The sequence below is a fragment of the Alphaproteobacteria bacterium genome (assembly GCA_005883305.1).
GTDB lineage: Bacteria > Pseudomonadota > Alphaproteobacteria > Sphingomonadales > Sphingomonadaceae > Allosphingosinicella.
The window spans coordinates 2,324,003-2,335,216 of the sequence record VBAC01000001.1 but is presented as its reverse complement, the minus strand read 5'-3'; the positions used below and the strand labels follow the sequence as shown (position 1 = coordinate 2,335,216).

The following is an 11,214-nucleotide window of genomic DNA, read 5'->3' as shown; positions in this document are numbered from 1 at the left end:
CCCATGGGGAGAGGGTTGGGGTGAGGGGATTGGCGGCAGTGAATAATCTCGAAGGTCCGAACCCCTCACCCTGCCCTCTCCCCATGGGAGAGGGTATTTGGAAAGGTGGCGTTCAAACATATGGCAATAGGAGGCGGGGGATGAAACGCCGAAGCTTCATTCTCGCCGCGCTAGCCTTCACGCTCCTTGGGGCGCCCGCCGACGCGCAACGCTTCCAGCCGACCCGCTTCTCGGTCGAAGTCGTCGGCCGCGGGCCGGACGTGATCCTGATCCCGGGCCTTACCTCGGGGCGCGAGGTGTGGCGCGGCACGGTCGCCGCCATGCCCGGCTATCGCTATCACCTGATCCAGGTGGCCGGCTTCGCCGGGGAGCCGGCGCGCGGCAACCGCACGGGCGCGATCGTCGCTCCGCTCGCGGAAGAGATCGCCCGCTACATCGCCGATCGGCACCTCGCGCGCCCAGCGATCGTCGGCCATTCGATGGGCGGCACGCTGGCGCTGATGATCGCCGCGCGCAATCCGGCGCTGGCCGGCAAGGTGATGGTGGTCGACATGTTGCCGCAGCCCGCGGGCCTGCTCGGCGGCACCGCGAGCGACTTCGGCCCGCTCGCCCAGATGCTGGACTCGCAAGGCGGCCGCCGGCTTTTCGCCAATCTGATGGGTGCGTTCAGCCCGCCGGGCACGGTCGGACGAAGCGACACTGAAGTGGTCGGCCGGGCGGCGCAGGAGCTGGCGGTCACCGATCTCACCGCGGAGCTGGCGAGAATCCGTATCCCGCTGACGGTTGCCTACGCCTCGCCCGACGCGCGGTCCCGCGCCGCCATCGACCGCCAGTTCGCCCGCGCCTATTCCAGCGCCCGCAACGCGCGGCTCGTCCGGATCGACGGCAGCGGCCATATGGTGATGCTCGATCAGCCGGCGCGGTTTCGCGCGGCGCTCGCGGACTTTCTAGGGCGCTAGAATCGTGTCCACCGCCCTGGCCAGCGTCTTCGGATAATCCAGCGTGTAATGAAGCCCCCGGCTCTCCTTGCGGTGGAGGGCGGAGCGGACGATCAGCTCGGCGCTTTGAAGGAGGTTGCGAAGCTCGATCAGGTCCGGGGTGACCCGGAAATGGCCGTAATAATCCTCGATTTCCTCGGTCAGCAGCGCGATCCGGCGCCTGGCGCGCTCCAGACGCTTGGTGGTGCGAACGATGCCGACGTAATTCCACATGAAGCGGCGGATCTCGGTCCAGTTCTGCTTGATCACCACCTCCTCGTCGGAATGGGTGACGCGGCTCTCATCCCAGGCGCGGATCGGCGGCGGCGGAAGCAGGTCGTCCCAATTGGTGGTGATGTGCGTAGCGGCCGCGTCGCCGAAGACGAAGCATTCGAGCAGCGAGTTGGAAGCGAGCCGGTTGGCGCCGTGAAGGCCGGACTGGCTGACCTCGCCGACCGCGTAGAGGCCGGGAAGGTCCGTCCGCCCGTCGAGGTCGATGACCACGCCGCCGCAGGTGTAGTGCTGCGCCGGGACGACGGGGATCGGCTCCCTGGTCATGTCGATGCCGAGGCCGAGCAATTTCTCGTGGATGTTCGGGAAGTGGCCCTTCACGAAGTCCGGGTCGCGGTGGCTGATGTCGAGATGGACGTAGTCGAGGCCGAGCCGCTTGATCTCATGGTCGATCGCCCGGGCGACGACGTCGCGCGGAGCGAGCTCGGCGCGCTCGTCGAAATCGGGCATGAAACGATGGCCGGTTGCGGGAATCTTGAGCTGCCCGCCCTCGCCGCGCACCGCCTCGGTGATCAGGAAGTTCTTGACCTCCAGATTGTAGAGGCAGGTGGGGTGGAATTGCATGAATTCCATGTTGGAAACTCTGGCGCCCGCCCGCCAGGCCATGGCGATGCCGTCCCCCGTCGCCCCGCGCGGGGCGGTCGAGAACAGGTAGACCCGGCCGGCGCCCCCCGTGGCGAGGATCGTCGCCCGCGCGGTGAAGGTCTCGACCTTGCCGGTCGCCTTGTTGAGCGCATAGGCGCCCCAGACGTGGCCGTCGCCCGAGTAACGCTGGCCGTTGCGGCTGGTGACGAGGTCGATCGCGACCATTTCGGGGACGATCGTGATGTTCGGATTGGCCGCAGCGGCCTTCTCCAGCGCTTGCTGGACCGCCCAGCCGGTCGCGTCGTCGACATGGACGATCCGGCGGTGGCTGTGGCCGCCTTCGCGCGTCAGGTGCCAGCCCTCGCCGTCGCTGTCGCCGGTGAAGGGCACGCCCAGCTCCGCGAGCCGGGCGATCGCCGCCGGCGCATTCCCGACGACGAACTCGACCGTGTCGCGGTTGTTGAGGCCCGCGCCGGCGATCATCGTGTCCTCGACATGCGCCTCGAACGTGTCGCCGGGCTCCAGAACCGCCGCGATCCCGCCCTGCGCCCAGCCGGTTGCGCCCTCGCCCTTGAGGAGGACCGCGACCCTGAATCGCTGGGCGAGGTTCAGCGCCGCCGTCAGCCCGGCCGCGCCGGCGCCGACGATGAGGACGTCGTAATCGCGCGCACTCACAGGCCATTTCCAGTCGGACGGATCACAATGCGGCCGAGACGCGCCTCCGCCCGGCAAAGCACCCCTCGAACGATACAGGCATGGTCGAAATAGGGCTCGCCAGTGTCGGCATAAACCGCCTCATATCCGTCGGCCTCCCAGGGACTCCGGAAATAGATGGGTCGGCCGTTCAATGCGAGGGCGCGGCCAACGCAATCGCTGCAAAGCGCAGGCGGCTGGCCTTTGCTCTTCGCCGCGCCCGCGCCGCATAACGGGCAGCTCTGGTCGCTCAAGCCGCCTCCGTCCGGGTAAGATTGAGGAACACGTCCTCGAGGTCAGCCTCGCGGGTGGATACATCGACGATGCCGAGTCCTTCCCGCTGCAGCGCGGCGAGCACCTCGCCGGCGTTGACCCGGTCCTTGCGGTAGGTGATGGTCAGCGTGCGCTCTCCATTGAACTCGACCTTGTCGAAACAGATTGCGTCGGGCGCCGCGGTGAGATCCCGGTCGACCACGACCTCGACCACCTTCTCCTGGGCCATCCCGACCAGCGTCCGCGTGGTCTCGTTGGCGATCAGCTTGCCGTGATTGATGATCGCGATCCGGTCGCAGAGCTGCTCCGCCTCCTCGAGATAATGGGTGGTGAGGACGATGGTCACGCCCTGCGCGTGGAGCGAGCGGACATAATCCCACAGCTGCTGGCGAAGCTCGACGTCGACCCCGGCGGTCGGCTCGTCGAGCACCAGGATCGGCGGCGAGTGGACCATCGCCTTCGCGACCAGCAGGCGGCGCTTCATGCCGCCGGAGAGCGTGCGCGCATAGGCGTCCTGCTTGTCCTCCAGCCGCACCGCCCGCAGAAGCTCCATCGTCCGCCGGTCGGCCTTCGGAATGCCGTAGAGTCCGGCCTGGATTTCCAGCGCCTCCTTCGGCGTGAAGAAGGGATCGAACAATATCTCCTGCGGCACGACGCCGATCGAGCGCTTGGCGTTGCGCGGATGCTCGTCGATGTCGAAGCCCCAGATCGAGGCGCTGCCGCCGGATTTGGTGACCAGCCCGGCGAGGATGTTGATCAGGGTCGATTTGCCGGCCCCGTTCGGGCCCAGCAGGCCGAATATGCCGCCGCGCGGCACGTCGATCATGATGCCGTCGAGCGCGCGCTTGCCGCCGGCATAGGTCTTCTGCAAATCGCGGATTTCGATCGCGGCTTCGGTCATGGCTCGCGGGAATAGCGGCACTTTCGCGCCTAGCGAAGCAGATTGTCCTTCGCTAAGGCGGCTTCATGGCCACCGATCCCTTCACGCCTGAAATCGCCTACACCGACAAGACCCGCATCGCCTGCGATGGCGCCACCGAAATCTCGCCGGCGCTCGGCCATCCGCGCGTCTGGCTTCAGATTGGTGCCGAGGGCTTCGTCGACTGCGGCTATTGCGACAAGAGATTCATCCTGAGGGGTGGGGTAGCGGACAGCGCGCCGGACGAGCGGATCGACCCCGGCGCCGGAGAGAATAGCGCCGGCAGCCTGCCGAGCGAGCCCGGCGCTTAGACTTCCGTCCTCCGCCTTCCTATATGGCAGGCATGACCTCCGATCCCCGCCGCTTTCTCTACCGCCCCGACGGCCTCGATCCCGACGCCGCTCTCCGCCTCACCGCCGACGCGCTGAAAGGATGCGACGACGGCGAGCTCTACCTGCAATATATCGCCTCGGAGAGCTTCGGCTTCGACGACGGGCGGCTGAAGACCGCCGATTTCAACACCCAGGCCGGCTTCGGCCTGCGCGGCGTCTCGGGCGAGACCACAGCCTTCGCCCAGGCCAACGAGCTCAGCGAGGCCGCGATCCGCCGTGCCGCCGAGACGATGGCGGTGCTCGATCCGGCAAAGGGCGCGCGCCCGGCCCCGCCGCGGCGGACCAACGCCAGCCTCTACACCGATTCCGACCCGCTCAGCCTGATCCCGTTCGCGCGCAAGGTCGCGCTCTGCCAGCAGATCGACGCCGCGGCGCGGGCGCGCGACCCGCGCGTGTCGCAGGTGACGGTATCGCTCGCCGGATCGTGGAGCGTGATCGACATCGTGAGGCCGGACGGCTTCGTCGCGCATGACGTGCGTCCGCTGGTTCGGCTCAACGTCCAGATCGTCGCGGAAGCGAACGGGCGCCGCGAAACCGGTTCCCACGGCCTCGGCGGCCGCTACCTCTACGATGCTTTGTTCGAGGAAGCGGCCTGGAACCGGGCGATCGACATGGCGCTCGCCCAGGCCCTGGTGAACCTGGAATCGGTCGCCGCACCGGCGGGTGAGATGACGGTCGTGCTCGGCCCAGGCTGGCCCGGTGTTCTGCTGCACGAGGCGGTCGGCCACGGTCTCGAGGGCGATTTCAACCGCAAGGGCACGTCGGCTTTCTCCGGCCGGATCGGCGAGCGCGTCGCCGCGCCAGGCGTCACCGTAATCGACGACGGCTCGATCGGAGACCGCCGTGGCTCGCTCACGATCGACGACGAGGGCACGCCGACCCAGCGCAACGTGCTGATCGAGGACGGAATCCTCAAAGGCTATATCCAGGACCGGCTCAACGCCCGGCTGATGGGCGTGGCGCCGACCGGCAACGGCCGCCGCGAGAATTTCTCCCACGCGCCGATGCCGCGGATGACCAACACCTTCATGCTCGGCGGCGCGGACGATCCCGCCGAGATCCTCTCCCGCGCGAAGAACGGCATCTACGCCAAAAGCTTCGGCGGCGGGCAGGTCGACATCACCTCGGGCAAGTTCGTCTTCTCGTGCACCGAGGCCTACCGGATCGAGAACGGCCGGCTTGGGGCGCCGATCAAGGGCGCGACCCTGATCGGCGACGGGCCCAGCGTGCTGACCCGGGTCAAGGCGATCGGGAACGACATGGCGCTCGATGAGGGCGTAGGGGTTTGCGGCAAGGGCGGCCAGTCGGTGCCTGCCGGAGTCGGCCAGCCGACCTTGCTGATCGATGGGATAACGGTGGGCGGAACCGCGGCGTGAACCAGGCGCAGGTCCGCGCGATCCTCGATTTCTGGTTCGCGCTCGGCTGGGACGATTGGTGGAAAGGCGGCCCGGAGCTCGACGCCGATATCCGCAAGCGCTTCGAGGCGCTTCGGGAACAGCAACGCGAGAACGTGCCGGAGCATTTCCTCGGCTCGGCCGACGAGGCGCTGGCGGCGGTGCTGCTGTTCGATCAATTCCCGCGCAACATGTTTCGCGGCCACGCCGATCAATTCTCGACCGATCCGCTCGCGCTCGCAGTGGCCAAAGGGGCGGTGGAGCGGGACTATGACGACGGCATGACGTCAGATCGCCGCGGCTTCCTCTACATGCCGTTCCAGCACAGCGAGGATCTGCGCGACCAGGTCCGCTCGCTGCTGCTGTTCACCGCACTCGGCAATGCCGAGCAGCTGCAATATGCGCGGCTCCATCACGACATGGTCCAGCGCTTCGGCCGCTTCCCGCACCGCAACGCGATGCTGGGGCGCAAGCCGACGGCGATGGAGCAGGCCGCCGGCGACGTGGTGCCCTGGTAATGGCTTTGGTCGAGGCCGCGCGCTTCTACACCTCGTTCGAGGCGCACGTCGCCAAAGGCGCCCTCGATGCCGAGGAGATTCCGGCGATCCTGTTCGACGCGGAGATGAATTGGGGCGGAGTCGATCTCGGCGTCGTTCCGGTGCGGCTGATGGTCGACGAGGGCGATCTGGCGCGGGCTCGGCGGGTACTCGACAAATAATTGAAGTCCCGTCCCGCTCATCCTGAGGAGCCGTTGAGCTTGTCGAAACGGCGTCTCGAAGGAGTGATCAGGTGAAACATGCCCCCGGCATGTTTCAGGATCGTCCGGGGGACGATCCGACCTGATGCACCCTTCGAGACGGGCCTTCACCAAGCTCAGTCCCTCCTCAGGACGAGCGGGCAGAGTTGTCCGGGCGCCTAAAGATAGGGCCTCAACGGCTCCAGATCGTATCCGGCGGCGGCTGCCTGGGCGATCAACGCCGCTCCGCTCGCCCCGCGGCTGGCTTCCGCCATGGCCCAAAGCCAGGTCGATCGCGTGCCGGAGCGGCAGAAGGCGAGTACCGTGTCCTCCTCGTCCAGCACACCGGCCATCCGCTCGACCGCCTCGGACTCGATTCCGCCGGCGATGGGAATGTGGTGGTAAGCGAGGCCCGCCGCGCGCGCCGCCGCCTCGATCTCGGAATCGAGCGGCTGGCCCGGCTCCTCGCGGTCCGGGCGGTTGTTGACGATCACGGTGATTCCCCAGGCGGCCGCTTCGGCGACATCCTCCGGCCCGATCTGGCCCGCGACGAGCACCTGATCGGAGAGCCGCCTGAACATCTCAGCGCTTCAGCGCGGCGAGCGCGGCGAAGGCGTGAGAGGCTTTGTCCGGCCCGCCGCGAGGCGGCTTGCGACGCTCCCGGCCGCGCCAGATCCAGCCGGCCGCCTCTTCGGTCGGCTGGAAGCCAATGTCGCGCATCAGCCTGGCCACCGCCGCCGGTTGAAGGCCGAGCGAGGTGACCAGGTCTGGATCGACCGCCTCGCCTTGCCCGCCTGCCCGCGCCTCGTGCGCCTTGGCGGCAATCCGCTCCGCCATGTCGACCCGGATCATCTGCGGCCCCGCCGCTCGGAAGCCGAGCCGAGTCAGCAGCGCGCGGTCCTCCGGCGTCGGCAGGACGACGCTCGAATGGGGCGGCATGTCCGGCATCGCGGAGTCCGCCGCGGCGGCGCGCAAGGCGGCCCGCCAGCGGCGCGCCTCGGGCTTCAGGACCGCGGGCATGAACAGGTCGAGCGCGCCGATTCGGATGCCGAGCCGGGTCACCGCACGCCTTTGTTCGCGGTCGAGCGCTCCGAGCGGCGCGGCGACGGCCTCGCGCGGGATGATTCCGCCCTCGTCAACCAGCATCGCCAGCAAGGCGCGGACAGCAGGCGCGGCCGCCGGATCCTGCGCGGCGTGGCCGGCGGCGCGGAGCGGCCCGAGCACCTTCTCCGCGCCGGCGCGCACCCAGCTCTTGAGCCGCTCGATGACCGCCTCGCGCCCTTTGTCCGACACCCGGTCGATCCGCCGGTCGAGCAGGACTCGCGGGGAGAGCAGATTCTTGCCGGGGCCGAGCCGCGCCACCTCGTGCCCGCGCCACAGGATGGCGATCGGCTGGCCGGCGTCGGTGCGCAGCGTGAAATGCTCGTCCGTGTCGGCGACGAGCGCGCCCGCGCGGCGCTCATATTCGTGGCCAAGCCGCCGCTCCGCCGTCGCCAGCAGCATCTTGCGGTCGGCGTGGCGCGCTGCCGGATCCACCTCGAAGGCGAAGCCCTGGAGCCGCCCGATCGCATAGGTGCCGACACTCACCTCGCCTTCGGGATCGATGGCCACCGGGAACTCCCCCGCCCCCTTGCGCCCGACGTCGCGCATCAGCACCGCGGTGCGCCGGTCGACGAAGCGCTGGGTCAGCCGCTCGTGCAGCGCGTCGGACAGTTTTTCCTCGACCGCCATCGTCCGCGCCGCCATCCCCTCCGGGTCGGCCAGCCAATCCCGGCGGTGGGCGATATAGGCCCAGGTCCTGATCCCGGCGATTCGGTCCGCGAGCGTGTCGATGTCGCCCTGGACGTTGTCGAGCCGCGCGACCTGCTCGGCATACCAGGCCTGGGGGACGTGGCCCTCGGCGAGATAGGCGAAGAGCCGACCGACCAGCCTCGCGTGATGCTCCGGGCCGGTCTTGCGGAAATCGGGCAGGCCGCACACCGCCCAGAGCCGTTCGACGAGGTGAGGCGTCGTGGCGAGCGTCATGACGTCACTGTCGCCGGCAAGCACCTTCAGCACGGCGAGGTCGATCGCCTCAGGAGCCGCGCGCACCTCGCGCCGCACCGGCCTCCGCTCGAGCGATTTGATCAATGCCCCGACGCTGGCGAAATCCAGCTTGCTCTCGCGCCAGTAGAGGAATTCGAGCGGCTCGAAACGATGCTCCTCGATCCGCTCGATTTCTTCCGGGCGGAATTCGGCTAGGGCATCGCCCTCCAGCGTCAGGGAGCCGAACGTGCCGTCGCGCTGGTGGCGGCCGGCGCGCCCGGCGATCTGCGCCATCTCCGCCGGGGTCAGCCGCCGGCGCCGGTTGCCGTCGAACTTGGAGAGTCCGGCGAAGGCGACATGGTCGACGTCCATGTTGAGGCCCATGCCGATCGCGTCGGTGGCGACGAGATAATCGACCTCGCCCGCCTGATACATCGCCACCTGGGCGTTGCGGGTGCGGGGAGAGAGCGCGCCCATGACCACCGCGGCGCCGCCGCGCATCCGCCGAAGCATCTCGGCGACCGCGTAGACCTGCTCGGCCGAGAAGGCGACGATCGCCGAGCGCGGCGGCAGCCGCGAGAGCTTGGCCGGGCCTACATAGGACAAGGTGGAGAAACGCGGCCGCGTGGTGATCTCGGCCTTGGGCAGCAAGGCGCGAACCATCGGCTTCAGGCTTTCCGAGCCGAGAATCATGGTTTCCTCGCGCCCGCGCGCATGGAGCATGCGGTCGGTGAAGACATGGCCGCGCTCCGGGTCGGCGCCGAGCTGGGCCTCGTCGATCGCGACGAACGCGACGTCGCGATCCGCGGGCATGCTCTCGGCGGTGCAGAGCAGCCAGCGCGCGTCCTTCGGCAGGATCTTCTCCTCGCCGGTGATCAGGGCGACCTGGTTCGCGCCCTTTAGCTTGACCACGCGGTCGTAGACCTCGCGCGCGAGCAGGCGCAGCGGAAAGCCGATCATTCCGGAGGAATGGCCGCACATCCGCTCGACCGCGAGGTGGGTCTTGCCGGTATTGGTGGGGCCGAGGACGGCCTTGAGCTCGGCGTTCATGCGCGCAAGATCGTTAGCCCGAAGGCAAAGCACAAGCATTTCCGCGTGTTGTGGCGCCGGCTCGGCTCATCCGGCGGCTTCGTCGCTTCGCCGCAGGAAGCGTGTCGCACCCGAATCCGTAATTTGACTTTAACCTGTTTTCTTCACAACCCTCGCCACCTGCCGGGCGAACGCGCGGCGGGGGGAACATCAGCGGCGCGCGAGGGGCGAACGCCTTGTATCAGATCGGCGATATCGGCGCGGGATCGGGCAGCGGCACGGCCGCGCTAGCCCTGGACGGCCCCTTCGGCCGCCCGGCGCCGCGCCAGCCTTTCGGCCAAAGGCTCGACGATATCCGAACGCGCACGGGCCGGTTCGATCTCGTCGTCGATCTCGGCCAGCGGATCGGCTCGCGCACCTGGCTGCGCGGCTTCGCCACCTGCTTCGCGCTCTGCTACGGCGCCTGGTCGCTCGGCGCCGGTGTGCAGCCGCTGTGGGGCCGCTCGCCGCCGCCGCTCGCCGACCTGCAGTTCGAGGAGTCGCGGGCGATCGCCATCGCTCCGCTCGCCTACGGAGCCGACACCGGCCGCCGAATGGCTCCGACCGATGCCGTGGAGACGCTTGCCGAGAGCCCGGAACGGCCGATCGTCGACCTTCGCGCCACCTTGGGCCGCGGCGACGGCTTCGCCAGCGTGCTCGAGCGCGCCGGGATCGGCTCCGCGGAGGCGGCACAGGTGGCTTCGCTGATCGGCGGCGTCGTCCCGCTCTCCGACATCCGCGCCGGCACGACGATGGACCTGACGCTTGGCCGCCGGCCGAACCGCAGCGTTGCGCGCCCGCTCGAAAAGCTCACCTTCCGCGCCCGCTTCGATATGCGCGTCGAGCTGGCCCGCGCCGACGGCGCGCTCAAGCTCACCCGGATCCCGATCGCGGTCGACGATACGCCGCTGCGCATCCAGGGGCTGGTCGGACCGAGCCTCTATCGCTCGGCGCGCGCGGCCGGCGTCCCCGCCCGAGCGGTCGAAGCCTATATTCGCGCGCTCAGCACCCAGCTCAGCGTGCCCGGCGGGATCGGCTCCGGCGACAAGTTCGACATCATCATCGAGCATCGCCGGGCGGCGACGGGCGAGGTCGAGACCGGGCCGCTCCTTTATGCCGGCCTCAAGCGGGCCAGCGGGCGCGACCTGCAATTGATGCAATGGGAAAGCGACGGCCGAAGCCAGTGGTTCGAAGCCTCCGGCGTCGGCCGCCAGAGCGGCGGCATGACCCAGCCGGTGCCTGGCCCGATCACGTCCAACTACGGCCTTCGGATGCACCCCATCCTCGGCTATGCGCGGATGCACCGCGGAATCGACATGCGGGCGAGCTATGGCACGCCGATCCTGGCGGTGGCCGACGGCAGCGTCGCTCGGGCAGGCTGGGCGGGCGGCTACGGCCGGCAGGTCCGGCTCAACCACGCGAGCGGCCTTTCCACCTCTTATTCCCACATGAGCCGAATCGCTGTGCAGCCCGGCGCGCACGTCCGCCAGGGCCAGGTGATCGGCTATATCGGAACGAGCGGGCTATCGACCGGCCCGCACCTCCATTTCGAGACCTATCGCAATGGAGCGACGGTCAATCCGCGCTCGGTCCGCTTCGTCGGACGCGCCCAGCTGAGCGGCACCGCGCTCGCCAGCTTCCGCAGCCGCCTGCGCAGCCTGCTCGGAACGCCGCTCGGCGGTGCGCAACAGGCGAGCGGCGGCGCCGGTGCGAGCCGCGCCGCCCGCTGAGTTTCGAAAATAAGGGAGCGTAGGGTCTGATCCGGCAGGATGAAAACCCACTCCGTTCGCCCTGAGCCTGTCGAAGGGCTTTCCTTCTTTTGGAGCAGAGAAGAAGAGGGCTTCGACAGGCTCAGCCCGAA

General features: G+C 68.8%; 11 protein-coding genes. 6 read left to right on the top strand and 5 right to left on the bottom strand.

Features of this window, described 5'->3' with window-relative positions; genetic code table 11:
* The first annotated feature begins 140 nt into the window (after positions 1–140).
* The gene (locus tag E6G92_11630; protein ID TMJ20363.1) at positions 141–959 is read left to right on the top strand and encodes an alpha/beta hydrolase; all 819 of its coding nucleotides are present in this window, start codon (positions 141–143) and stop codon (positions 957–959) included.
* Here the strand turns inward: E6G92_11630 and nadB are convergent.
* From nadB to E6G92_11615, 3 genes are read right to left on the bottom strand one after another with little or no spacing between them, the layout of a single operon-like run.
* On the bottom strand, positions 948–2,528 hold the full coding sequence (gene nadB / locus E6G92_11625; protein TMJ20362.1) for an L-aspartate oxidase: 1,581 nt from the start codon (positions 2,526–2,528) through the stop codon (positions 948–950). The two genes, E6G92_11630 and nadB, sit on opposite strands and share 12 nt — an antisense overlap.
* On the bottom strand, positions 2,525–2,800 hold the full coding sequence (locus E6G92_11620; protein ID TMJ20361.1) for a hypothetical protein: 276 nt from the start codon (positions 2,798–2,800) through the stop codon (positions 2,525–2,527). The genes nadB and E6G92_11620 overlap by 4 nt, the downstream gene beginning before the upstream one ends.
* Entirely contained in the window at positions 2,797–3,720 is a 924-nt protein-coding gene (locus E6G92_11615) for an ABC transporter ATP-binding protein (protein TMJ20360.1), read from the bottom strand. The genes E6G92_11620 and E6G92_11615 overlap by 4 nt, the downstream gene beginning before the upstream one ends.
* A gap of 65 nt (positions 3,721–3,785) precedes the next feature.
* Between E6G92_11615 and E6G92_11610 the strand changes: the two genes are divergently transcribed.
* Genes E6G92_11610 through E6G92_11595 form a run of 4 tightly spaced genes read left to right on the top strand, consistent with a single transcriptional unit; the run spans position 3,786 to position 6,242 of the window.
* Entirely contained in the window at positions 3,786–4,049 is a 264-nt protein-coding gene (locus tag E6G92_11610; GenBank protein ID TMJ20359.1) for a zinc-finger domain-containing protein, read from the top strand.
* 32 nt (positions 4,050–4,081) lie between these two features.
* Entirely contained in the window at positions 4,082–5,506 is a 1,425-nt protein-coding gene (gene tldD, locus E6G92_11605) for a metalloprotease TldD (GenBank protein ID TMJ20358.1), read from the top strand.
* On the top strand, positions 5,503–6,042 hold the full coding sequence (locus E6G92_11600) for a DUF924 domain-containing protein (protein TMJ20357.1): 540 nt from the start codon (positions 5,503–5,505) through the stop codon (positions 6,040–6,042). Before tldD ends, E6G92_11600 begins: the two co-directional genes overlap by 4 nt.
* Positions 6,042–6,242 carry a DUF2007 domain-containing protein gene (locus E6G92_11595; GenBank protein TMJ20356.1) on the top strand — a complete coding sequence of 67 codons (201 nt, stop codon included), beginning with the start codon at positions 6,042–6,044 and terminating at the stop codon, positions 6,240–6,242. Before E6G92_11600 ends, E6G92_11595 begins: the two co-directional genes overlap by 1 nt.
* 197 nt (positions 6,243–6,439) lie before the next feature.
* Here the strand turns inward: E6G92_11595 and E6G92_11590 are convergent, their stop codons facing one another.
* Together E6G92_11590 and E6G92_11585 are read right to left on the bottom strand one after the other, a co-directional pair.
* Positions 6,440–6,841, bottom strand: a complete 402-nt coding sequence (locus E6G92_11590; GenBank protein ID TMJ20355.1) for a TIGR01244 family phosphatase — start codon at positions 6,839–6,841, stop codon at positions 6,440–6,442.
* 1 nt (position 6,842) lies between these two features.
* A complete protein-coding gene (locus E6G92_11585) occupies positions 6,843–9,374 on the bottom strand; it encodes a helicase (GenBank protein TMJ20354.1) in 2,532 nt (843 codons plus the stop codon).
* A 176-nt stretch (positions 9,375–9,550) separates the two neighbouring features.
* Here E6G92_11585 and E6G92_11580 point away from each other — a divergent pair, with 176 nt between their 5' ends.
* Complete coding sequence (locus E6G92_11580; protein ID TMJ20353.1) at positions 9,551–11,083, top strand: M23 family peptidase; 1,533 nt, start codon at positions 9,551–9,553, stop codon at positions 11,081–11,083.
* The last annotated feature ends 131 nt before the right edge of the window (positions 11,084–11,214 follow it).

Bases quoted from the DNA above. Each gene is read 5' to 3' on its own strand.
- E6G92_11630 (TMJ20363.1), top strand. From the start codon at position 141: ATGAAACGCCGAAGCTTCATTCTCGCCGCGCTAGCCTTCACGCTCCTT.
- E6G92_11615 (TMJ20360.1), bottom strand. From the start codon at position 3,720: ATGACCGAAGCCGCGATCGAAATCCGCGATTTGCAGAAGACCTATGCC.
- E6G92_11610 (TMJ20359.1), top strand. From the start codon at position 3,786: ATGGCCACCGATCCCTTCACGCCTGAAATCGCCTACACCGACAAGACC.
- tldD (TMJ20358.1), top strand. From the start codon at position 4,082: ATGACCTCCGATCCCCGCCGCTTTCTCTACCGCCCCGACGGCCTCGAT.
- E6G92_11595 (TMJ20356.1), top strand. From the start codon at position 6,042: ATGGCTTTGGTCGAGGCCGCGCGCTTCTACACCTCGTTCGAGGCGCAC.
- E6G92_11590 (TMJ20355.1), bottom strand. From the start codon at position 6,841: ATGTTCAGGCGGCTCTCCGATCAGGTGCTCGTCGCGGGCCAGATCGGG.
- E6G92_11585 (TMJ20354.1), bottom strand. From the start codon at position 9,374: ATGCTTGTGCTTTGCCTTCGGGCTAACGATCTTGCGCGCATGAACGCC.